We start from the raw sequence: 20,504 nt of genomic DNA, 5'->3' as shown, positions 1-20,504 counted from the left end.
ATTCTTAACTCACGCAGAACAGACTACTGTGAAGCCAGCGGGTTCATGCGCAACGTTTTGTCGTAAGGGCCTGCAGGCCAGAACGGCGACAGGCATGGTCGCCAGGCAACCGGATCAGTATCCTAGCACCTCCTGGCCCGCCGACGCTAAACCCAAGCGGGCCGCCGAACAGGTTGAACACCGTATGAATGCTCTAGCCCGCCGCGCCGCTGGCCTGTTGCTCGGCACACTGTGCCTGCCGCTGGCGGCTTTCGCCGCCGATGTGCAACCCACCCACGAATTCATCCTCGACAACGGCCTGAAAGTTGTCGTGCGCGAGGACCACCGGGCGCCGGTGGTGGTTTCGCAGATCTGGTACAAGGTCGGCTCCAGCTACGAGACGCCGGGCCAGACCGGCCTGTCCCATGCCCTGGAACACATGATGTTCAAGGGCAGCGCCAAGATCGGCCCCGGCGAGGCCTCGCGCATCCTGCGCGATCTCGGCGCCGAAGAGAACGCCTTCACCAGTGACGACTACACCGCCTACTACCAGGTACTGGCCCGCGACCGCCTGCCGGTGGCCCTGGAACTCGAAGCCGACCGTCTGGCCAGCCTGCGCCTGCCGGCCGACGAGTTCAGCCGCGAGATCGAGGTGATCAAGGAAGAGCGCCGCCTGCGCACCGACGACCAGCCCAATGCCAAGGCCTTCGAGCTGTTCCGCGCCATGGCCTACCCGGCCAGCGGCTACCACACGCCGACCATCGGCTGGATGGCCGACCTCGAGCGCATGAAGGTCGAGGAACTGCGTCATTGGTACGAGTCCTGGTACGCCCCGAACAACGCCACCCTGGTGGTGGTCGGCGACGTCAAGCCGGACGAGGTCAAGGCCTTGGCGCAGAAGTATTTCGGCCCCATCCCCAAACGCGCCGTGCCGCCGAGCAAACTGCCGCTGGAACTGGCCGAGCCGGGCCAGCGCCTGCTCACCCTACACCTGCGCACGCAACTGCCCAGCCTGATCTATGGCTTCAATGTCCCGGCCCTGGCCACCGCCAAGGACCCGCGCAGCGTCAACGCCCTGCGGCTGATCTCGGCCCTGCTCGACGGCGGCTACAGCGCCCGCATGCCGGCGCGCCTGGAACGCGGCCAGGAGCTGGTTGCCGGTGCCTCGTCCAGCTACAACGCCTTCACCCGCGGCGACAGCCTGTTCATGATCTCGGCCACGCCCAACGTGCAGAAGCAAAAGACCCTGGCCGAAGTGGAGAAAGGCATCTGGCAGCTGCTCGACGAGCTCAAGACCACGCCACCCACCGCCGAAGAGCTCGAGCGCGTACGCGCCCAGGTGATCGCCGGCCTGGTCTACGACCGCGACTCGATCAGCAGCCAGGCCACCACCATCGGGCAACTGGAAACGGTCGGCCTGTCCTGGAAGCTGATCGACAGCGAGCTCGACGACCTCAAGCGCGTGACCCCGGAGGACATCCAGGCCGCCGCCCGCACCTATTTCACCCGCGAACGCCTGAGCGTTGCCCATGTACTGCCCGAGGAGTCCGCTCATGAGTGATCGCAGCGCACCGCGCTACACCCTGTTCGGCCTGGCGATCATCGTGCTGGTGGTGGCCATCGCCGCGCTGCTGGCGCGCCCAGCCCAGTCCGACAGCCAAGGCAAGGCGGACACCGCGGCCCGCCCAGCCAATACCCTGCAATCGCTGGCCGAACTGGACGGCAAGGCCCCCAGCCGGCGTCAGCTGAACATCCAGCACTGGACCACCGCCGAAGGCGCCCGCGTACTGTTCGTCGAGGCCCGCGAGCTGCCGATGTTCGACCTGCGCGTGACCTTCGCCGCCGGCAGCAGCCAGGACGGCGGTACCCCGGGCCTGGCCACCCTGACCAACGCCATGCTCAACGAGGGCGTGGCCGGCAAGGACGTCACCGCCATCGCTGAAGGCTTCGAAGGCCTGGGCGCCGACTTCGGCAACGGCTCCTACCGCGACATGGCCGTCGCTTCGCTGCGCAGCCTCAGCGCCTCGGACAAGCGCGAGCCGGCGCTGAAGCTGTTCACCGAGGTGGTGGGCCAGCCGACCTTCCCCGAGGACGCCCTCAAGCGCATCAAGAACCAGTTGCTGGCAGGCTTCGAGTACGAGAAGCAGAACCCCGGCAAGATCGCCGGCAAGACGTTGTTCGCCAACCTCTATGGCCAGCACCCCTATGCCAGCCCCAGCGACGGTACCGCCGAGTCCATCCCGGGCATCACCCTGGCGCAGCTGCGCACCTTCCACGGCAAGGCCTACGCCGCCGGCAACGCGGTGATCGCCCTGGTCGGCGACCTCAGCCGCGGCGAAGCCGAGGCCATCGCCGCGCAGGTCTCCGCCGGCCTGCCCAAGGGCGCGGCACTGGCCAAGCCGGAGCAGCCTGTCGAGCCCAAGCCGGGGACCACGCATATCGACTTCCCGTCCAAGCAGACCCACCTGATGCTGGCCGAATTGGGTATCGACCGCAACGATGCGGACTGGCCGGCGCTGTCGCTGGGCAACCAGATCCTCGGCGGCGGCGCCTTCGGCACCCGCCTGATGAGCGAAGTGCGTGAAAAGCGCGGCCTGACCTACGGCGTGTACTCGGTATTCAGCCCGATGCAGGTGCGCGGCCCGTTCATGATCAACCTGCAGACCCGCGCCGAACTCAGCGAGGGCACGCTCAAGCTGGTCCAGGATATCCTGGCCGACTACCTGAAGAACGGCCCGACCCAGCAGGAACTGGACGATGCCAAGCGCGAGCTGGCCGGCAGCTTCCCGCTGTCCAATGCCAGCAACGCCAGCATTGTCGGGCAGCTGGGCGCGATCGGCTTCTACAATCTGCCGCTGAGCTGGCTGGAGGACTTCATGCAGCAGTCCCAGGCACTGAGCGTCGAGCAGGTCAAGGCCGCCATGAACAAGCATCTCGCGGCGGACAAGCTGGTGATCGTCACCGTCGGCCCGAAGGTGGCGCAGCAACCGCTGCCGGCCCCTACTGACAAACCCGCCGAGCAGCCGCTCGGCGTACCGGAGCACTAATGGCAAGACCCAACACTCCCGCGCGCCCGGCCCCGGGCGCCAGCAAGGGCCCCGGCCAGCTGCGCATCATCGCCGGCGAATGGCGCAGCCGTCGCCTGGCCGTGCCGGAAGGCGAAGGCCTGCGCCCGACCCCTGATCGCGTGCGCGAAACCCTGTTCAACTGGCTGGCGCCCTACATCGAGGGTGCCCTGGTGCTCGATGCCTTCACCGGCAGCGGCGCCCTGGTGCTCGAAGCGCTGTCCCGTGGCGCGAAGGATGCCGTGGCGCTGGACAGCAACCCTGCAGCCACCACCAACCTCAAGGACAACCTCGAAGTATTGCGCTGCCCGCGCGGGCAGATCCTGCAGACCGACGCCCTGCGCTACCTGCAAGGCCCGGCCAAGCAGCAATTCGATGTGGTGTTCCTCGACCCGCCGTTCCACCAGGACTTGCTGGCCAATACCTGCAACCTGCTGGAGCAGGGCCAGTGGCTGCGCGAGCAGGCGTGGATCTACACCGAAAGCGAAGCCGTGCCCTCCTCGCTGCCGATGCCAGGCAACTGGCGCCTGCACCGCGAGAAGAAGACCGGTCAGGTGCATTACGCCCTGTGGCAGCGTGCGGCTGGCGACCAATAGCACAGGCGCGGCGGCGGTGTTTCATGGCACTCTAGGCAGGCACATCACGAGTCGCCCAGCATGATCAGCCTCACCGCCACCTTCCGCCCGGCCTCCGGCCTGTCCAACCCCCACTTGCAGACGTTGTGGGGGCCGCTGTGGCGCAAACTCCCCGCACTTGAGCGCACCCGCGAGCGCTTTTGGCTGGCCGACGGCGACTTCCTCGACCTCGACTGGCACGGCCCGCACCAGGCCGATGTGCCCTTGGTGCTGGTACTTCACGGCCTGACCGGGTCGTCCAATTCGCCGTATGTCAAAGGCCTGCAACTGGCCTTGCAGACACGCGGCTGGGCCAGTGTCGCGCTGAACTGGCGCGGCTGCTCGGGCGAACCCAACCTGTTGGCGCGCAGCTACCATTCCGGGGCCAGCGAAGACCTGGCCGAAACCATCCGTCACCTGCGGGCGCAGCGGCCGCTGGCACCGCTGTATGCCGTGGGCTACTCGCTGGGCGGCAATGTGCTGCTCAAGTACCTGGGGGAAAGCGGCGCGACCAGCCAGCTGGAAGCAGCGGTAGCGGTGTCGGTGCCGTTTCGCCTGGACCAGTGCGCCGACCGTATCGGCCTGGGTTTCTCGAAGGTCTACCAGGCGCACTTCATGCGCGAGATGCTGGCCTACGTGCAGGACAAGCAACGGCACTTCCGCGACAAGGGCCACCATGAAGGGCTGGCCACCCTCGAAGGCCTGGGCTCGCTGCGCAACCTGCGCACGTTCTGGGACTTCGATGGCAAGGTGACCGCGCCCCTCAATGGCTTCAGCGATGCCCATGACTACTACCGGCGCGCCTCCAGCCGCTATTACCTGGGCGAGAACCGCACGCCGACGCTGATCATCCACGCCAACGATGATCCGTTTGTGTTTGGCCACAGCCTGCCCGATGCCAGTGAGCTGGCGGCGCAGACGCAGTTCGAACTGCACAGCCGGGGTGGGCATGTGGGGTTTGTCGAGGGCAGCCTGCGCAATCCGGGGTATTACCTGGAACGACGGATTCCGCAGTGGCTGATGGAAGGGCGATAGGCCCCCTCCAGGAAGAGGTGAAAGCGGGGATATGTGGGAGCGAGCCTGCCCCGCGATAGCATCACCGGACCATCGCGGGGCAAGCCCGCTCCCACGTTACGAATTACTCGCCAGTGGCTATGCCACGCTGTGGATCATTGATCCACTCACTCCACGACCCGGCATACAACCGCCCCAGCGGATATCCCGCCAGCGAAAGGGCGAACAGGTTGTGGCACGCCGTGACGCCAGAACCGCAATAAGCCACCAGATCCTCCGGCGACCGGGCCCCCAGTTTTTCGGCAAACCGCTGTTTCAGCTTGTCGGCTGGCAGGAACCGCCCGTCCGCGCCAAGGTTGTCGGTGAACGCCGCGCACTGGGCGCCTGGGATATGCCCGGCCACCGGGTCAATCGGCTCGACCTCGCCACGGAAACGCGGCAGGCCGCGAGCGTCGATCAAGGTCATCGCGGGGTCGTCCAGGCGCTTGGCGAGGTGGGCGGCATCGATCAGCAGTGCCATGTCCGGCTCACCGCTGAAATTGCCTTCGCGGCGTACCGGCGGGTCCAGGCTCAGCGGCAGGTGAGCGGCGTGCCAGGCCTTCAGGCCGCCATCGAGAATGAACACCGCGTCGCGTTTGCCCAGCCAGGCCAGCAGCCACCAGGCACGGGCGGCAAAGGCGCCGGGGCCGTCGTCGTAGAGCACCACCTGGCTGTCGTTGTCCACGCCCCACTCGCGCAGGCGCTCCACCAGCCGCTGCGGGTCGGGCAGCGGGTGGCGGCCTGTGCTGCCCTTGAGCACCGGCCCGCTCAGGTCGCGTTCGAGGTCGGCGAAGTGCGCCCCGGCAATATGCCCCTCGGCATAGCTGCGTTGACCGTAGTCGACATCTTCCAGGGCAAAGCGGCAGTCGAGGATCACCAGGCCGGGCGCGTCCAGGCGCTCGGCCAGCTGTTGCGGGGTGATCAATTGCGCGAGGGGCATGACAATCTCCTGATGAATGGCTCGAAACCCCGGATCACTGCTCCAGGGCCTGGTTGAACGGGACATGAAACTCAGCGCACAGCGCCTGCACCGCGGCACGCGCGGTCGGGGTGACATACCCCAGCTCCAGCACCACCACCTGATAGACGCCGCGCTTGAACGCTTCTTCACCCAGGTGCGCGGAATGCTCGCGGGTGGTGCTGAGAAAGCGCACCCAGGAAGTCAGCACGATCCAGGCGTTGATGGTCAGCGACTCCACCTGCGCGGCGTCCATGTTCAGGATGCCGGCCTCGACGAAACCGCGGTAGATGGCCTGCCCCTGCTGCAGGCAGCGCTGCGAGAAACGCCGGTAGCGGGCCGCCAGTTCCGGGTCGCTGTCGAGCAGGTGCTCGAGGTCGCGGTGCAGGAAGCGGTAGTTCCACATCGCCGCCAGCAGCGCCTTGAGGTAGAAGCGCTTGTCTTCGACGGTGGCGCTGCGGCCCTGGGGCGGGCGCAGGAAACTGTCGACCAGTTCTTCGTACTGATTGAACAGCACGGCGATGATCGCCTGCTTGTTGGGGAAGTGGTAGTACAGGTTGCCGGGCGAGATTTCCATGTGCGCGGCAATGTGATTGGTGCTGACGCAACGCTCGCCCTGCTGGTTGAACAGCTCCAGGCTGCTCTGCACGATGCGCTCTCGGGTCTTCATGCGCGGGGCCATGCTCAGCTCCAGTCTCCAGCGTGTAATGATCGGGCCCATCTTACGGCCTCCAGCCCGTCGGGTGCACCGCCGGCCAAGTGAAAAATGGTGCACCATGGTGCCAATTAGAGTATATGCTCTATTCACTCGTCAGCCCCGGAGCCGCCATGACCTCGCCTGCCGTACTTCCCCCTGTGCAATCCGACCTCGACCTGCAAGCGACGTTCGACGCCCAGCGACAGGCGTTCACCGGCAACCCGATGCCCCCGGCCACGCAACGCCGGCAGTGGTTGAAAAGCCTGCGCGAGGCGCTGCTGGAGGACCAGGAGGCCTTGATCACGAGCATCGATGCCGACTTCAGTGGCCGCAGCCGTGACGAAACCCTGCTCGCCGAACTGATGCCGTCGGTCATGGGCCTGCGCGATGCGGAGAAACAGCTGGGCCGCTGGATGCGCCCATCGCGGCGCAAGGTCGGCCTGGCCTTCCAACCAGCCAGCGCCCGGGTGCAATACCAGCCACTGGGCGTGGTAGGGATCATCGTGCCGTGGAACTACCCGCTGTTTCTCGCCATCGGTCCGCTGACCGGCGCCCTGGCCGCCGGCAACCGGGTGATGCTCAAGCTCAGCGAGTCGACCCCGGCCAGTGGCCAGGCCCTCAAGAACCTGCTCGAGCGCGTGTTCCCCAATGATCTGGTCAGCGTGGTGCTGGGCGAGGTTGAAGTCGGCCAGGCTTTTGCCCGCCTGCCCTTCGATCATCTGCTGTTCACCGGCGCCACCAGTGTCGGCCGCCATGTGATGCTGGCCGCCGCGCAGAACCTGACGCCGGTGACCCTGGAGCTGGGCGGCAAGTCGCCGGCCATCGTCTCGGCCGACGTACCGCTGGACACCGCCGCCGAACGCATCGCCTTCGGCAAGACCCTCAACGCCGGCCAGACCTGCGTCGCCCCCGACTACGTGCTGGTGCCCCGCGAGCGCCTGGACGCCTTCGCCGAGGCCTACCGGCATGCCGTGCGTCGCCTCTATCCGCGGCTCGCTGGCAACCCCGACTACAGCGCGATCATCAACGAGCGCCAGCTTGGCCGCCTGAACCGGCTGCTGGACGATGCCCGTGAGCAGGGTGCCCAGGTGATCGACCTCTATCCCGACGAGCCGCGCCAGGGGCGCCGCCTGCCCCCACACCTGCTGCTGGACGTAAACGACAGCATGCAGGTGATGCAGGACGAAATTTTCGGCCCATTGCTGCCCGTGGTGCCCTACGACCGCCTGGACGAGGCCCTGGCCTACATCAACCAGCGACCTCGCCCCCTGGCGCTCTACTACTTCGGCTATGACCGTGACGAGCAGGCCCGGGTGCTGCGCGACACCCACTCCGGCGGTGTCTGCCTCAACGACACGCTGTTGCATGTGGCCCAGGATGACCTGCCATTCGGCGGCATCGGTCCTTCGGGCATGGGCCACTACCACGGCCACGAAGGCTTCCTGACCTTCAGCAAGGCCAAGGCCGTGCTGGCCAAGCAACGCATCAATGCCGCCAAGGTGATCTATCCGCCCTATGGCAAGGCCTTGCAGCGCCTGGTCTACAAGCTGTTTATCCGCTGATGCAGCGCCGCGACCTGCTGCGCTTCGGCCTAGGCGCCAGCCTGTTTCTGGGGGCGGCCAGCCTGGTCGGCTGCAGCGAGCAGACGCCGTCGGCGGGTTACCAGGCGCTGCGCAAAGACGACCTGCCGTTGTTGCAGGCCCTGATCCCCGTCGTGCTGGCCGGCACCCAGGCCTCCACGGATCAGGTGCTGCAAAGCCTCGACCACAAGCTGGCGGCACTGTCGCCTGCCATGCTCAAGCTGACCCGACAATTGTTCGACGTGCTCACCCTGCCCCTTACCCGAGGCCCGCTGACCGGGGTCTGGGGCAGCTGGGCAGAGGCCACCGACACCGAGGTTGAACACTTCCTCGAACGCTGGCGCGACAGCTCGTTGAACCTGCTGCGCCAGGGTCACGCCTCGTTGCTGCAACTGCTGCTGATGGCCTGGTACGAACGCCCTGAAGCCTGGGCGGCGTGCGGCTACCCCGGCCCACCAAAGATCTGAACACCAGACAAGAGCACCGCCAAATGCCCGTCCCCGACCCATTCCGCCTAGGCCTCGAACGAGGCTGGATCACCCACGACGGCTCGCGCCTGGAACAGGACCTGACCCTCGCAGCCGACGTCGCCGTCATCGGCAGCGGCGCGGGCGGAGCCACCACCGCCGAACGGCTCAGCGCCGCCGGCTTGAGGGTGCTGCTGATCGAAGAGGGGCCGCTGAAAACCAGCAGTGACTTCCACCTGCTCGAGCACGAAGCCTACGCCGACCTCTACCAGGAGGGCCTGGGCCGTCTGAGCAAAGACGGCGCCATTACCATTCTGCAGGGCCGGGCGGTGGGCGGCACCACCCTGGTCAATTGGACATCGAGCTTTCGCACACCACCACAGACCCTGGAACACTGGGCTCGCGAGCATGGGGTCAAGGGCCTGGACAACGACACCCTGAAGCCGTGGTTCGAGCGCATGGAGCAGCACCTGGGCATCAGCCCCTGGGCGATACCGCCCAATGCCAACAACGACGTGTTGCGTCGCGGCTGCGATGCGCTTGGTCACCGCTGGGCGGTGATTCCGCGCAACGTGCGTGGCTGCTGGAACCTGGGTTACTGCGGCATGGGCTGCCCAGTCAACGCCAAGCAGTCGATGCTGGTCACCAGCATCCCGGCCACCCTGGAACACGGCGGCGAGCTGCTCTACCTGGCCCGCGCCGAGCGGTTCAGTCATGACGGCCAGCGTATCGACCACTTGCAATGCCAGGCCCTGGACGCCCGGGGTATTCAGCCCACAGGCCGCCAGATTCGCGTACGCGCCCGCCACTATGTACTTGCCGGCGGCGGTATCAACAGCCCGGCACTGCTGCTGCGCTCAGACGCGCCTGACCCGCACCAGCGCCTGGGCAAGCGCACCTTCCTGCACCTGGTCAACTTCAGCGCCGCACAGTTCGAAGCGAAGATCGACCCGTACTACGGGGCGCCGCAATCGATCTACAGCGACCAGTTCCAGTGGCAGGACGGTGTCACCGGCCCGGTGGGCTACAAACTCGAAGTGCCACCGTTGCACCCGGCCCTGGCCAGCACCCTGCTCGGCGGCCATGGCCAGGACAACGCCCAGCGCATGGCCGAACTGCCCCACACCCATGTGATGCTGGCGCTGCTGCGCGACGGCTTCCACCCCGACAGCCCCGGCGGCCAGGTGGAGCTGCGCGGCGACGGCTCGCCGGTGCTCGACTACCCCGTCACCGACTACCTGCGCGATGGCCTGCGCCGAGCCTGGCACAGCATGGCGCAGATCCAGTTCGCCGCCGGTGCCCGCCAGGTGATGCCGGTGCATGGCGATGCGCGCTACGTCAGCGCCCCGGCACAAGCCCGGGCACTGATCGACGGCCTGCCCCTGGAGCTGCTGCGCATGCGCCTGGGCAGCGCCCACGTCATGGGCGGCTGCGCCCTGGGCGAGGATCCGCGTCAGGCCGTGTGCGACAGCCTGGGCCGGCATCACCAGCTGGAGAACCTGTCGATCCACGACGGCTCGCTGTTCCCCACCAGTATCGGCGCCAACCCGCAGCTGTCGGTCTACGCCCTGGCCGCCCTGCTCAGCGAAGCGCTGGTCGGCCGCCTGGCACGCGGCACATGACAGCCAATGGCCGCGCTGTCTATAGTGCCATCAGCCAGCCACGCGACTTGGCCGGGCGCAATCGCTGCGCTACCATCCGACTCCCCAACGCACTCCAGCCAGGATGACGCGATGAACCGAGTGTTGTACCCGGGTACTTTCGACCCCATTACCAAAGGCCATGGCGACCTGGTCGAGCGCGCCTCGCGCCTGTTCGACCATGTGATCATCGCCGTGGCGGCCAGCCCGAAGAAAAACCCCTTGTTCCCCCTGGAACAGCGGGTCGAGCTGGCCCGCGAGGTCACCAAGCACCTGCCCAATGTCGAAGTCATCGGCTTCTCCTCGCTGCTGGCGCATTTCGCCAAGGAAAAAGGCGCCAATGTGTTCCTGCGCGGCCTGCGTGCCGTGTCCGACTTCGAATACGAGTTCCAACTGGCCAACATGAACCGCCAGCTCGCGCCAGACGTCGAGAGCCTGTTCCTCACGCCATCGGAGCGCTATTCGTTCATTTCCTCGACGCTGGTCCGGGAAATCGCCGCGTTGGGCGGTGATATCAGCAAGTTCGTGCACCCGGCCGTGGCCGACGCACTGACCGAGCGCTTCCGCAAGTAAACCTCGCGGTCACGATGTCGCGCCCGCGTGCACTGCGGGCGCGAATCCGGCACAATTGCGCCCATCGCTTTGAAACATGCCCGGGCCCGATGCCCAGGCCGGAGTCCCCATGTCCCTGATCATCACCGACGATTGCATCAACTGCGACGTCTGCGAACCCGAGTGCCCGAACGCCGCCATCTCGCAAGGCGAAGAGATCTACGTGATCGACCCGAACCTGTGCACCCAGTGCGTGGGCCACTACGACGAGCCACAGTGCCAGCAGGTCTGCCCGGTAGACTGCATCCCCCTGGATGAAGCCCACCCGGAAACCGAAGACGAGCTGATGGCCAAGTACCGCCGGATCACCGGCAAGGCCTGATGCCGTTCGTCGCCGCGTTACAGCGCGCAGCCCTCGGCGCCTGCCTGGCCCTGCTGGCGTGCGCCGCCCAGGCGCAAGGCCCCGGGCGTGCGGCCATCGCCAGCCCGCACAGCGAGGCGACCTCGGCGGCGCAACAGATCCTTCAACAAGGCGGCAACGCCTTCGACGCCGCCGTGGCCATCAGCGCCACGCTGGCCGTGGTCGAGCCCTATGGCTCGGGCCTGGGTGGCGGCGGCTTCTTCCTGCTGCGCGAGAGCGGCGCCACGCCACGGTATACCTTCCTCGATGCGCGCGAACGCGCTCCGGCCGCGGCCCGTGCGGACATGTACCTCAAGGACGGCAAGGTGCAGCCCGGCCTGTCGATCAACGGGCCGCTGGCCGCCGCGATCCCCGGCCTGCCCCAGGCCTTGGCCGACCTCGCCAGCACCCACGGCAAGCTGCCGCTCAAGGACAGCCTGGCCCCGGCCATCCGCCTGGCCAATCAGGGCTTCGCCGTCGACCGCATCTATCGCGATCGCGCCACCATGCGCCTGAGTGCCCTGCGCGACGATGCCGAAAGCGCACGGCTGTTCCTCAGTGGCAATGAAGTACCGGCCCTGGGCACGGTGATCCGTCAACCCGAATTGGCCGCCACCCTGCAAGCCATGGCCGAGCAGGGCCGCGACGGCTTCTACCGTGGCCCGATGGCCCGCCGCCTGGTCGAAGGCGTACGCCAGGCCGGCGGTATCTGGACCCTCGACGACCTCGCCGGCTACCGTACGGCGTGGCGTGAACCGCTGCGTTATCCACTGGCCGACCAGCGTGAGCTGATCAGCAGCCCGCCGCCCTCGGCCGGCGGCGTGGCCCTGGCACAAAGCCTGGCCATGCTGCAGCGCCTGCCCTGGCAGAGCGCCGAGCCCGTGCAACGCAGCCACTATGTAATCGAAGTGCTGCGCCGCGCCTACCGCGACCGGGGCCTGCTCGGCGACCCGGACTATGTGAGCAACCCGATCAACCGCCTGCTGGCGCGCCAGTACCTGACAGGTCTGGCCGACAGTATCGATGTCCACCAGGCCACCCCCAGCAGCGCGCTGCCGCCCTCACCCGCCTGGCGAGAAGGCGACCACACCACCCATTTCGCGGTGATCGATGGCGACGGCAACGCCGTGTCCGCCACGCTGTCGGTCAACCTGCCGTTTGGCGCGGCGTTCAGCGTGCCGGGGACCGGGGTGGTGCTGAACAACGAGATGGACGATTTCGCCGCCGACCCTGGCGGCAGCAACAGCTATGGCCTGGCCGGCAGCCAGGCCAATGCGGTGGCGGCGGGCAAGCGCCCCTTGTCGAGCATGAGCCCGACCTTCATCGAAAGCCCCAGCCAGCTCGCCACCTTCGGCACGCCGGGCGGCAGCCGCATACCCAGCATGGTGCTGCTGTCGGTGCTGGGGTTCCTCGAGGGCCGGCCGGTGGCCGAGTGGCCGGCGACACCGCGTTATCACCATCAGTACCTGCCGGATGTGGTGGAACATGAGCCGGGGACGTTCAGTGCGCGGCAGAAGGCCGAGCTTGAAGGGCGCGGGTATCGGTTGAAAGATGTCGGGCGCCAGTATGGGAACCAGCAGGTGCTTTATTGGGACAAAACTGGCGGGACTGTGGAGGCGGCCAGTGATCCGCGGGGCGTGGGGCGGGCGGCGATCGTCGACTGATCCGCTCTCGCCTGTACCGGCCCTATCGCCGGCAAGCCGGCTCCCACAGGGACCGCGCATGCTGTCAACTTGTGGGAGCCAGCGTGCCGGCGATAGGCCACAACGCGGCCTCGGAACTCAACGCTGGCATTTGGGGCAGAACACGCTCGCCCGCTGGCCCAGCTTCACTTCGCGCAGCTCGGTGCCGCACAGTTTGCATGGCTGCCCACGACGCCCATACACGAACAACTCCTGCTGGAAGTAGCCCGGCTGGCCATCGCCACCGATGAAGTCACGCAAGGTGGTCCCGCCCTGTTCGATGGCCGCCGCCAACACTCGCTTGATCTCGATTGCCAGCTTCAGATAGCGCGCCCGCGAAATCCCGCCAGCTTCGCGGCGCGGATCGATTCCGGCCGCGAACAAGGCTTCGGTGGCGTAGATGTTGCCCACGCCGACCACCACCGCGTTGTCCATGATGAACGGCTTGACTGCCATCGACCGCCCCCGGGACAACTGGAACAGGCGCTCACCGTCGAACAGGTCGGTGAGCGGCTCTGGCCCCAGGCGAATCAGCAGTTCATGGTTGAGCGGATCGAGGCTCCACAGCATCGCCCCGAAGCGGCGCGGGTCGGTGTAGCGCAGCATCAGCCCCGACTCGAGCTCGATATCCACATGCTCGTGCCTGGCCGCCGGCAAGCCCAGCTCGACCAGGCGCAGGTTGCCCGACATGCCCAGGTGGCTGATCAGGGTGCCGACCTCGGCGTTGATCAGCAGGTACTTGGCGCGGCGCTCGACACTGACGATGCGCTGCCCCGACAGACGCACGTCCAGGTCTTCCGGGATCGGCCAGCGCAGGCGCCGGTCACGCACCACCACGCGGCTGACCCGCTGGCCTTGCAGATGGGGCGCGATGCCGCGCCGCGTGGTCTCGACCTCTGGCAGCTCCGGCATGGCTCAGTGCCCGCCCATTTCGCGGATGTTCTGCTTGAGCTGCTCGAAGTCGTATTCGGTCAGGCCGATGTAGTCCAGCACCAGCGGCCCCACCATGTTCCACTCGTGATCGACGCTCTGGTTGCCCAGCACACGGTACGAAGCGCAGATGTGCTCGGACATCTTCAGTACCGCCAGCAGGTTCTTCAGCTGGGTCTGGGTGTTGCGCGAGGATTCGTCGCGGAACACCGCCAGGGCGTTATGGTGGTTGGCGATGGCCGCACTGATGTGCTCGGGCAGACGCCAGGATTTGGCGGTGAAGTAGCCGACCACCGAATGGTTGGTGTTGAACACGCGGTTCTCGGTGTCCACCACGCGGACCTCGTCATTGGCCTTGGCGTAGGACTCCTCCAGCACTTCCATGTAGTTGGGGAAGCGCTTGTGCATCAGCGGCACGCCGCAATCGTGGAACAGGCCCAGGGTGTAGGCCTCGTCCACCGCCTGGATACCGGTGCGCTTGGCCAGGGTCAGGCAGGTCATGGCCACGTCCTGGGCGGTGTCCCAGAACGGGTTGAGGGTGACGATGGTCTCGTCGCTCATCTCGCCCCTGATCGATTGCGCGTTGATCAGGTTGATGATCGAACGGCTGCCCAGCAGGTTCACCGCGCGCTGGATCGAGCCGATCTTGTTCGCCAGGCCGAACTGCGCCGAGTTGACCAGTTTGAGCAGGGCGCCGGACAGGCCCGGGTCCTGCGCGATCAGCTTGGCGATGGTCTCCAGGTCCGGGTCGGGCATGTACTGCTCGAACTGCAGGTCGACCATGATCTGCGGCTGTGGAGGGATGGTGATGCCCTGCAGGGCTTGCTGGATCTGTTCGGCGGTGAGTTCCTGGGACATTCGTGCATTCTCGCTGGGGACGGGGGATTCTAACCCTGTACGCCGGCAGGGTGACTATCAGTGAATCGTTGGATCCAAGAATTTCTTTAGCCGTGGGCGCGGGCCAGTTGGTCGCACCCACCAGCGAACCTGGGGCCAACACGGTATACTCCCGCTCTTTTTTCCCGGAGCGACGTCATGTCCCTGCCCAGCCTTCGCCTCAAAGCCAATGCCGATCGCCGCTTGCGCGCCGGCCACCTGTGGGTCTACAGCAATGAAGTCGATGTTGCCGCGACCCCGCTGCAAGGCCTGAAGGCCGGCCAGCAGGCCATCCTCGAAGCCGCCAACGGCAAGCCGCTGGGCGTGGTGGCCATGAGCCCGAACAACCTGATCTGCGCCCGCCTGCTGTCGCGCGATGCCAAGCTGCCGCTGGACAAGTCGCTGCTGGTGCACCGTCTTAACGTGGCCCTGTCGCTGCGCGAGCGCCTGTTCGACAAGCCATGCTACCGCCTGGTGTATGGCGACTCCGACCTGCTGCCGGGCCTGGTGGTCGACCGTTTCTTCGACATCCTCGTGGTCCAGCTGGCCTCGGCCACCATGGAAGCGCACAAGGACGAGGTGATCGCCGCGCTGGTGCAGGTGCTCAAGCCCAGCGGCATCCTGTTCAAGAACGATTCCGCCGCCCGCGACGCCGAAGGCCTGGAGCGTTATGTCGAGACCGTCTACGGCGAAGTGCCGGACTGGGTCGCGCTGGAAGAGAACGGCGTCAAGTTCGAAGCCCCGGTGCGTGAAGGCCAGAAGACCGGCTGGTTCTACGACCACCGCATGAATCGCGCCCGCCTGGCCCCCTACGTCAAGGGCAAGCGCGTGCTCGACCTGTTCAGCTACATCGGTGGCTGGGGCGTGCAGGCCGGCGCGTTCGGCGCCAGCGAAGTGTTCTGCGTGGACGCCTCGGGCTTCGCCCTCGACGGCGTCGAGCGCAATGCCGCGCTCAACGGTATCGGCGAGAAGCTCACCTGCATCGAAGGCGACGTGTTCGAAGCCCTGCGCGAGCTGAAAGCCGCCGAAGAACGCTTCGACGTGATCATCGCCGACCCGCCCGCCTTCATCAAACGCAAGAAAGACCTGAAGAACGGCGAGGCCGCCTACCGCCGCCTCAACGAACAGGCCATGCGCATGCTCACCAAGGACGGCATCCTGGTCAGCGCCTCGTGCTCGATGCACCTGCCCGAGGACGACCTGCACAACATCCTGCTGACCAGCGCCCGCCACCTGGACCGCAACCTGCAACTGCTCGAGCGCGGCGGCCAGGGCCCAGACCACCCGGTGCACCCGGCCATCGCCGAGACACGCTACATCAAGAGCATCACCTGCCGCTTGCTGCCCAACAGCTAAGCTTCACCGGCTTCCACAGGTTTCGCGCTGCGCGGCACCTGTGGAAGCCGGCTTGCCAAGGCTCGACCCGCTCCAGGCGTCATGACGGCAGCGCCAGCCGTCGATCCTCCCTGGGACAGCGTTCGAACCGTGCCCGATAACAGCGGGTGAAGTACGACGCCGATTCGAATCCGCACGCGACCCCCACCTCCAGCACACTCATGTCGGTCTGACGCAGCAACTGCCGGGCCTTGTCCAGCCTCAGCCGCAGATAGAAGCCACTGGGCGTGTCATCCAGGTGCAGGCGAAACAGCCGCTCCAGCTGCCGCCGGGTCACCTGCACGCCATCGGCCAGCACCTGGGTGTTGAGTGGCAGCTCGGTATTGCGCTCCATCTCGCCGATCACCTTCACCAGCTTCTTGTTGCGCAACCCATAGCGCGTGGCGATTTCCATGCGCTGGTGATCCTGGCGCGGGCGGATGCGCCCGAGCACGAACTGCTCGGACACCTGCACCGCCAGTTCGCTGCCGTGGGCCTGGGCGATCAGGTCGAGCATCAGGTCGATGGAGGCCGTGCCGCCGGCGCAGGTGATGCGTCGGCGGTCGATCTCGAACAGCTCCTGGGTCGCCTGCAGGCGTGGATAACGTTCCTTGAACGCCTCCAGTGCTTCCCAATGCAGGGTGGCCCGGTGACCATCGAGCAGGCCGGCCTCGGCCAGTACCATCGCGCCCGTGTCGATCCCGCCCAGCACCACGCCCTCATGGTCGAGACGACGCAGCATGTGCTGCAACTTCAACCCATAGCACGCCAGAGGCTCGAAACCGGCCACCAGCAGCAGCAGGCGCCCGTGTTCACTCTCCCCCAGCGCGCCGTCGGCATTCACCGACATGCCATTGCTGGCCTGCACCGCACCACCGTCCAGGCTCAGCACACGCCAACGGTACAGCGGGCCACGAAAACGGTTGGCCACGCGCAGCGGCTCGATGGCGCTGATGAAGCCCATGGCGGAGAAGCCTGGCAGCAACAGGAAGTCTATGGTTTGCGGCATCGCGTGCTCCGCGGCAAAGGTGGTCGCCTCCGTGCAAGTGTTGGTCGCCAGGGTGCGATTTTCCACCCTGCTGCCAGCGTAGCGTGTTCTCACGGCCCGCAGAGGCCGGATCCGATAACAATACGCACTGCCGATGGAGAGCCACCATGCATCGCTTTATCCGCCGCAGCCTGTTGTCCCTCGCGCTCAGCACTACCGTAGCCACTCCGCTTTTCGCCGCCGAACCCGCCGCCTGCAAGGATGTGCGCCTGGGCGTGGTCAACTGGACCGATGTGATCGCCACCAGCGCCATGGCCCAGGTGCTGCTCGACGGCCTGGGTTACCAGACCAAGCAGACCAGCGCCTCGCAGCAGATCATCTTCGCCGGCATCCGCGACAAGCGCCTGGACATGTTCCTCGGGTACTGGAACCCGATCATGACCCAGACCATCACCCCGTTCGTCCAGGCCGGCCAGGTGAAGGTGCTCGACAAGCCCAGCCTGGAAGATGCCCGCGCCACCCTCGCCGTGCCGAAATACCTGGCCGACAAGGGCCTGAAGACGTTCGCCGACATCCACAAGTTCCACAAGGAGTTGGGCGGCAAGCTCTACGGCATCGAGCCCGGTTCCGGCGCCAATACCCAGATCAAGGCGATGATCAGCAAGAACCAGTTCGACCTCGGCAAGTTCCAGCTGGTCGAGTCCAGCGAGGCCGGCATGCTCGCCGCCGTCGACCGCGCCGTGCGGCGCAAGGAGGCGGTGGTGTTCTTCGGCTGGGCGCCGCACCCGATGAACGTGAACATCGACATGGTCTACCTGGGCGACAGCCAGGACGCCCTCGGCCCGGACGAGGGCCGCGCCACAGTGTGGACGGTGACCGCGCCGGACTATGCCCAGCGCTGCCCCAACGCCCATCGCCTGCTCACCAACCTCAGCTTCAGCGCCGAGGACGAGAGCCGGATGATGCAGCCGCTGCTCGACCACAAGGACGCGCTGGAATCCGCGCGCCAGTGGCTCAAGGACCACCCCGAGGACAAGGCCCGCTGGCTTGACGGGGTGACCACCTTCGACGGCAAACCGGCTGCGGACAACCTCAAGCTCACCGCCAACTGACACGGCCTCGTCGCTGGCAAGCCAGCTCCCACGGGACGTCCACACGGCCAGGGTTCATCGCCAACCCTGTGGGAGCCGGCTTGCCGGCGATAGGGCCAGCAAAGACACCACGAGGAACTGATCAATGAACCACGACGTCATCATCACCTGCGCCCTCACCGGTGCCGGCGACACGGTCGCCAAGAGCCACCTGGTCCCGGTCACGCCGAAACAGATCGCCGAGTCCGCCGTCGAAGCCGCCAACGCCGGCGCCACGGTGGTCCACTGCCACGTCCGCGACCCGCAGACCGGCCGCTTCAGCCGCGACGTCAACCTCTACCGCGAGGTGATGGAACGCATCCGCGAGGCTGACGTGGACATCATCGTCAATCTCACCGCCGGCATGGGCGGCGACCTGGAGATCGGCCCAGGCGAATCGCCCATGGAATTCGGCCCGGGCACCGACCTGATCGGCCCGCTGGAGCGCCTGGCCCATGTCGAAGCGCTGCTGCCGGAGATCTGCACCCTGGACTGCGGCACCCTCAACTTCGGTGATGGCAACGCCATCTATGTCTCCACCCCCGCCCAACTGCGTGCTGGCGCCAAGCGCATCACCGAGCTAGGCGTGAAGGCGGAGCTGGAGATCTTCGACACCGGCCACCTGTGGTTCGCCAAACAAATGATCAAGGAAGGCCTGCTGCAAGACCCGCTGTTCCAGCTGTGCCTGGGCATCCCGTGGGGCGCTCCGGCCGACACCACCACCATGAAGGCCATGGTCGACAACCTGCCTGCCGACGTTACCTGGGCCGGTTTCGGCATTGGTCGCATGCAGATGCCGATGGCTGCCCAGGCGGTGCTGCTTGGCGGCAATGTGCGAGTCGGGCTGGAAGACAACCTGTACCTGGACCGTGGCGTGCTGGCCAGCAACGGCCAGCTGGTCGAGCGGGCCGCCGAGATCATCACCCGCATGGGTGGCCGTGTGCTCACCCCGGCCGAAGGCCGGGAAAAGATGAACCTCAAGCGTCGCTAATATCCCCGCAGGAGCCAGATATGCCTTTCATCACCGACATCAAGACTTTCGCCGCGCTGGGTAGCGGCGTGATCGGCAGCGGCTGGGTCGCCCGCGCCCTGGCCCACGGCCTCGACGTGGTTGCCTGGGACCCGGCCCCCGGTGCCGAGGCCGCGCTGCGCAAGCGCATCGCCAACGCCTGGCCGGCGCTGCAAAAACAAGGCTTGGTAGCCGGCGCATCGCAGGATCGGCTGAGGTTCGTGGCCACCATCGAGGAATGCGTGGGCGATGCCGACTTCATCCAGGAGAGCGCCCCCGAACGCCTGGACCTCAAGCTCGACCTGCACGCGAAGATCAGCGCCGCCGTCAAGCCCGACGCAATCATCGGCTCCAGCACCTCGGGGCTGCTGCCCAGCGAGTTCTACGAGTCGGCGACCCACCCCGAACGCTGCGTGGTGGGGCACCCGTTCAACCCGGTCTACCTGCTGCCACTGGTGGAAATCGTCGGCGGCCGCAACACCAGCCCTGAAGCCGTCGAAGCGGCGAAAAGCATCTACACCAGCCTGGGCATGCGCCCGCTGCATGTGCGCAAGGAGGTCCCCGGTTTTATCGCTGATCGACTGCTCGAAGCGCTATGGCGCGAAGCCCTGCACCTGGTCAACGACGGTGTCGCCAGCACCGGCGAGATTGACGATGCGATTCGCTTTGGCGCGGGGCTGCGCTGGTCGTTCATGGGCACGTTCCTGACCTACACCCTGGCTGGTGGCGATGCCGGAATGCGCCACTTCATGGCCCAGTTTGGACCGGCGCTGAAGCTACCCTGGACCTACCTGCCGGCGCCTGAGCTGACCGACAAGCTGATTGACGACGTGGTCGAGGGCACCTCGCATCAATTGGGCGAGCACAGCATTGCCGCGCTGGAGCGCTATCGTGACGACACCCTGCTGGCAGTACTGGAAGCGGTGAGAGCCAGCAAAGCCAAGCACGGCATGGCCTTTGGCGACTGAGGAGAAAAACGATGCCCGCCCTGATCACCTACCGCACCCGCGTGTTGCCGGAGTGGGTCGACTACAACGGCCACCTGCGCGACGCCTACTACCTGCTGATCTTCAGCCATGCCACCGATGCGCTGATGGAGCGCATCGGCCTGGATGCCGATGCACGGGGCCAGAGCGGGCATTCGCTGTTCACCCTGGAGGCGCATATCAACTACCTGCATGAGGTAAAACTTGACGCCGAGGTGTGGGTGCAGACACACATCATCGGCTTCGACAAGAAGCGTCTGCACCTGTACCACAGTTTGCACAGAAGGGGTTTTGAGGAAGCGCTGGCCGCCAGCGAGCAGATGCTGCTGCACGTTGACATGGCCGGGCCGAAGTCTGCGTCGTTTGGCGCGCGAAGCATCGAGCTACTGGAAGCCTTGGTCACCGCGCAGGATAGTCAAGCGTTTCCAGCCTACGTCGGTCGGACCATTCGCATCCCTGAACGCTAAGCCTGATCCGACTGATAAGGTCATCCCAATTATCCTATGCCTCTTGCTCAAGGTACG

The 20,504-nt window shown here is 66.2% G+C and carries 20 protein-coding genes; 15 read left to right on the top strand and 5 right to left on the bottom strand.

Annotated elements, in window-relative coordinates:
• Positions 1-184 precede the first annotated feature (184 nt).
• The 4 genes from CCOS191_RS01770 to CCOS191_RS01755 are packed head-to-tail and all read left to right on the top strand — an operon-like array spanning position 185 to position 4,693.
• Positions 185-1,540: a M16 family metallopeptidase gene (locus CCOS191_RS01770; RefSeq protein WP_046853823.1), complete on the top strand. Its 1,356-nt coding sequence runs from the start codon at positions 185-187 to the stop codon at positions 1,538-1,540.
• Positions 1,533-3,026 (top strand): M16 family metallopeptidase, encoded by a 1,494-nt coding sequence (locus CCOS191_RS01765; RefSeq protein WP_038706976.1) that lies wholly within the window; start codon positions 1,533-1,535, stop codon positions 3,024-3,026. Before CCOS191_RS01770 ends, CCOS191_RS01765 begins: the two co-directional genes overlap by 8 nt.
• Entirely contained in the window at positions 3,026-3,640 is a 615-nt protein-coding gene (gene rsmD / locus CCOS191_RS01760) for a 16S rRNA (guanine(966)-N(2))-methyltransferase RsmD (RefSeq protein ID WP_046853822.1), read from the top strand. Before CCOS191_RS01765 ends, rsmD begins: the two co-directional genes overlap by 1 nt.
• 60 nt (positions 3,641-3,700) lie before the next feature.
• A complete protein-coding gene (locus CCOS191_RS01755) occupies positions 3,701-4,693 on the top strand; it encodes a hydrolase (RefSeq protein ID WP_046853821.1) in 993 nt (330 codons plus the stop codon).
• Positions 4,694-4,796: 103 nt separating this feature from the next.
• Here CCOS191_RS01755 and CCOS191_RS01750 read toward each other — a convergent pair whose 3' ends face one another.
• Both CCOS191_RS01750 and CCOS191_RS01745 read right to left on the bottom strand, forming a co-directional pair.
• A complete protein-coding gene (locus CCOS191_RS01750) occupies positions 4,797-5,651 on the bottom strand; it encodes a sulfurtransferase (RefSeq protein WP_046853820.1) in 855 nt (284 codons plus the stop codon).
• A gap of 34 nt (positions 5,652-5,685) precedes the next feature.
• Positions 5,686-6,351 carry a TetR/AcrR family transcriptional regulator gene (locus CCOS191_RS01745; RefSeq protein WP_046853819.1) on the bottom strand — a complete coding sequence of 222 codons (666 nt, stop codon included), beginning with the start codon at positions 6,349-6,351 and terminating at the stop codon, positions 5,686-5,688.
• A gap of 146 nt (positions 6,352-6,497) precedes the next feature.
• Here CCOS191_RS01745 and CCOS191_RS01740 point away from each other — a divergent pair, with 146 nt between their 5' ends.
• From CCOS191_RS01740 to ggt, 6 genes are all read left to right on the top strand, one after another.
• Positions 6,498-7,928 carry a coniferyl aldehyde dehydrogenase gene (locus CCOS191_RS01740; protein WP_046853818.1) on the top strand — a complete coding sequence of 477 codons (1,431 nt, stop codon included), beginning with the start codon at positions 6,498-6,500 and terminating at the stop codon, positions 7,926-7,928.
• Entirely contained in the window at positions 7,928-8,413 is a 486-nt protein-coding gene (locus tag CCOS191_RS01735; protein WP_046853817.1) for a hypothetical protein, read from the top strand. The genes CCOS191_RS01740 and CCOS191_RS01735 overlap by 1 nt, the downstream gene beginning before the upstream one ends.
• A gap of 23 nt (positions 8,414-8,436) precedes the next feature.
• Positions 8,437-10,035: a GMC family oxidoreductase gene (locus CCOS191_RS01730; RefSeq protein ID WP_046853816.1), complete on the top strand. Its 1,599-nt coding sequence runs from the start codon at positions 8,437-8,439 to the stop codon at positions 10,033-10,035.
• A gap of 111 nt (positions 10,036-10,146) precedes the next feature.
• On the top strand, positions 10,147-10,626 hold the full coding sequence (gene coaD, locus CCOS191_RS01725; protein ID WP_023631729.1) for a pantetheine-phosphate adenylyltransferase: 480 nt from the start codon (positions 10,147-10,149) through the stop codon (positions 10,624-10,626).
• 109 nt (positions 10,627-10,735) lie between these two features.
• Positions 10,736-10,987: a YfhL family 4Fe-4S dicluster ferredoxin gene (locus CCOS191_RS01720; protein WP_011531711.1), complete on the top strand. Its 252-nt coding sequence runs from the start codon at positions 10,736-10,738 to the stop codon at positions 10,985-10,987.
• Complete coding sequence (ggt, locus tag CCOS191_RS01715; protein WP_172670865.1) at positions 10,987-12,669, top strand: gamma-glutamyltransferase; 1,683 nt, start codon at positions 10,987-10,989, stop codon at positions 12,667-12,669. Before CCOS191_RS01720 ends, ggt begins: the two co-directional genes overlap by 1 nt.
• A 117-nt stretch (positions 12,670-12,786) precedes the next feature.
• Here ggt and mutM read toward each other — a convergent pair whose 3' ends face one another.
• Both mutM and CCOS191_RS01705 read right to left on the bottom strand, forming a co-directional pair.
• Positions 12,787-13,599, bottom strand: a complete 813-nt coding sequence (mutM, locus tag CCOS191_RS01710; protein WP_023631621.1) for a bifunctional DNA-formamidopyrimidine glycosylase/DNA-(apurinic or apyrimidinic site) lyase — start codon at positions 13,597-13,599, stop codon at positions 12,787-12,789.
• A gap of 3 nt (positions 13,600-13,602) precedes the next feature.
• Positions 13,603-14,421 carry an HDOD domain-containing protein gene (locus tag CCOS191_RS01705; RefSeq protein ID WP_172670915.1) on the bottom strand — a complete coding sequence of 273 codons (819 nt, stop codon included), beginning with the start codon at positions 14,419-14,421 and terminating at the stop codon, positions 13,603-13,605.
• 231 nt (positions 14,422-14,652) lie between these two features.
• Between CCOS191_RS01705 and CCOS191_RS01700 the strand changes: the two genes are divergently transcribed.
• Positions 14,653-15,849 carry a class I SAM-dependent rRNA methyltransferase gene (locus CCOS191_RS01700; RefSeq protein ID WP_046853814.1) on the top strand — a complete coding sequence of 399 codons (1,197 nt, stop codon included), beginning with the start codon at positions 14,653-14,655 and terminating at the stop codon, positions 15,847-15,849.
• Positions 15,850-15,928: 79 nt separating this feature from the next.
• Here the strand turns inward: CCOS191_RS01700 and CCOS191_RS01695 are convergent, their stop codons facing one another.
• Complete coding sequence (locus CCOS191_RS01695; RefSeq protein WP_046853813.1) at positions 15,929-16,876, bottom strand: GlxA family transcriptional regulator; 948 nt, start codon at positions 16,874-16,876, stop codon at positions 15,929-15,931.
• A 146-nt stretch (positions 16,877-17,022) separates the two neighbouring features.
• Between CCOS191_RS01695 and choX the strand changes: the two genes are divergently transcribed.
• From choX to CCOS191_RS01675, 4 genes are all read left to right on the top strand, one after another.
• Positions 17,023-17,967 (top strand): choline ABC transporter substrate-binding protein, encoded by a 945-nt coding sequence (gene choX / locus CCOS191_RS01690; protein WP_038706982.1) that lies wholly within the window; start codon positions 17,023-17,025, stop codon positions 17,965-17,967.
• A gap of 124 nt (positions 17,968-18,091) precedes the next feature.
• Positions 18,092-18,976, top strand: coding sequence for a 3-keto-5-aminohexanoate cleavage protein (locus CCOS191_RS01685; RefSeq protein WP_046853812.1), 885 nt, complete (start codon positions 18,092-18,094; stop codon positions 18,974-18,976).
• A 20-nt stretch (positions 18,977-18,996) separates the two neighbouring features.
• Positions 18,997-19,962 carry an L-carnitine dehydrogenase gene (locus CCOS191_RS01680; protein WP_046853811.1) on the top strand — a complete coding sequence of 322 codons (966 nt, stop codon included), beginning with the start codon at positions 18,997-18,999 and terminating at the stop codon, positions 19,960-19,962.
• 11 nt (positions 19,963-19,973) lie between these two features.
• Complete coding sequence (locus tag CCOS191_RS01675) at positions 19,974-20,447, top strand: thioesterase family protein (protein ID WP_046853810.1); 474 nt, start codon at positions 19,974-19,976, stop codon at positions 20,445-20,447.
• Positions 20,448-20,504 lie beyond the last annotated feature (57 nt).

The sequence above is a fragment of the Pseudomonas sp. CCOS 191 genome (genome assembly GCF_001007005.1).
In the GTDB taxonomy this organism is placed as follows: Bacteria; Pseudomonadota; Gammaproteobacteria; order Pseudomonadales; family Pseudomonadaceae; genus Aquipseudomonas; species Aquipseudomonas soli.
The sequence above is the reverse complement of the archived record's forward strand: the minus strand, read 5'-3'. Positions and strand labels throughout refer to the sequence as shown.

Excerpts from the sequence above, each read along its gene's own strand:
- CCOS191_RS01770 (WP_046853823.1), top strand. The coding sequence starts at position 185 with ATGAATGCTCTAGCCCGCCGCGCCGCTGGCCTGTTGCTCGGCACACTG.
- CCOS191_RS01765 (WP_038706976.1), top strand. The coding sequence starts at position 1,533 with ATGAGTGATCGCAGCGCACCGCGCTACACCCTGTTCGGCCTGGCGATC.
- rsmD (WP_046853822.1), top strand. The coding sequence starts at position 3,026 with ATGGCAAGACCCAACACTCCCGCGCGCCCGGCCCCGGGCGCCAGCAAG.
- CCOS191_RS01755 (WP_046853821.1), top strand. The coding sequence starts at position 3,701 with ATGATCAGCCTCACCGCCACCTTCCGCCCGGCCTCCGGCCTGTCCAAC.
- CCOS191_RS01750 (WP_046853820.1), bottom strand. The coding sequence starts at position 5,651 with ATGCCCCTCGCGCAATTGATCACCCCGCAACAGCTGGCCGAGCGCCTG.
- CCOS191_RS01745 (WP_046853819.1), bottom strand. The coding sequence starts at position 6,351 with ATGGCCCCGCGCATGAAGACCCGAGAGCGCATCGTGCAGAGCAGCCTG.
- CCOS191_RS01740 (WP_046853818.1), top strand. The coding sequence starts at position 6,498 with ATGACCTCGCCTGCCGTACTTCCCCCTGTGCAATCCGACCTCGACCTG.
- CCOS191_RS01735 (WP_046853817.1), top strand. The coding sequence starts at position 7,928 with ATGCAGCGCCGCGACCTGCTGCGCTTCGGCCTAGGCGCCAGCCTGTTT.
- CCOS191_RS01730 (WP_046853816.1), top strand. The coding sequence starts at position 8,437 with ATGCCCGTCCCCGACCCATTCCGCCTAGGCCTCGAACGAGGCTGGATC.
- coaD (WP_023631729.1), top strand. The coding sequence starts at position 10,147 with ATGAACCGAGTGTTGTACCCGGGTACTTTCGACCCCATTACCAAAGGC.
- CCOS191_RS01720 (WP_011531711.1), top strand. The coding sequence starts at position 10,736 with ATGTCCCTGATCATCACCGACGATTGCATCAACTGCGACGTCTGCGAA.
- ggt (WP_172670865.1), top strand. The coding sequence starts at position 10,987 with ATGCCGTTCGTCGCCGCGTTACAGCGCGCAGCCCTCGGCGCCTGCCTG.
- mutM (WP_023631621.1), bottom strand. The coding sequence starts at position 13,599 with ATGCCGGAGCTGCCAGAGGTCGAGACCACGCGGCGCGGCATCGCGCCC.
- CCOS191_RS01700 (WP_046853814.1), top strand. The coding sequence starts at position 14,653 with ATGTCCCTGCCCAGCCTTCGCCTCAAAGCCAATGCCGATCGCCGCTTG.
- CCOS191_RS01695 (WP_046853813.1), bottom strand. The coding sequence starts at position 16,876 with ATGCCGCAAACCATAGACTTCCTGTTGCTGCCAGGCTTCTCCGCCATG.
- choX (WP_038706982.1), top strand. The coding sequence starts at position 17,023 with ATGCATCGCTTTATCCGCCGCAGCCTGTTGTCCCTCGCGCTCAGCACT.
- CCOS191_RS01685 (WP_046853812.1), top strand. The coding sequence starts at position 18,092 with ATGAACCACGACGTCATCATCACCTGCGCCCTCACCGGTGCCGGCGAC.
- CCOS191_RS01680 (WP_046853811.1), top strand. The coding sequence starts at position 18,997 with ATGCCTTTCATCACCGACATCAAGACTTTCGCCGCGCTGGGTAGCGGC.
- CCOS191_RS01675 (WP_046853810.1), top strand. The coding sequence starts at position 19,974 with ATGCCCGCCCTGATCACCTACCGCACCCGCGTGTTGCCGGAGTGGGTC.